This window comes from Vibrio sp. 10N.222.48.A3 (genome assembly GCF_041475345.1).
Taxonomy (GTDB): Bacteria; Pseudomonadota; Gammaproteobacteria; order Enterobacterales; family Vibrionaceae; genus Vibrio; species Vibrio tasmaniensis_A.
Genome location: NZ_JBFRVX010001353.1, coordinates 1 through 417 on the forward strand (window position 1 = coordinate 1; position 417 = coordinate 417).

Sequence of the window (417 nt, forward strand, 5' to 3'; positions counted from 1 at the left end):
ATCAATATCATCGAAAAAAACCTGATGATGCTCTGGTGCTTCCCGCCTTAAGAGATCCGTCGCCAATTGAATACGGCTTAGCGGTGTGCGGACTTCATGTGGAATCGCTTGAGCAAATATATGACTTTGTTTTACTTTGCTCTCAATCTCCTCAGCCATGAAGTTAAAACTTTTGGCTAGCTCAGACACTGGGTGTATATCATCTACGTCAGAGCGAGTACTCAGCTTCCCCTTACCAAACTGCTTCTGTTTCTCAACAAGTAACTCTATTCTTTCTTGAAAACGCCTAACAGGTAAGTAAACACTTGCGCCAATAGCGAAGATAACGGCCAACAAAAGCCCAATAAGAAAGTTTCTTTCTGAATCTTCATACCACTCAATTTCAGGTGAGAAGAAATCGCCTACCTCACTGAACGC

General features: G+C 42.7%; 1 protein-coding gene. It reads right to left on the bottom strand.

Annotated features, from left to right (window positions below; translation table 11 throughout):
* On the bottom strand, positions 1 to 417 hold a 417-nt coding region (locus tag AB4653_RS26280), incomplete at both ends, for a histidine kinase dimerization/phospho-acceptor domain-containing protein (protein WP_372105696.1).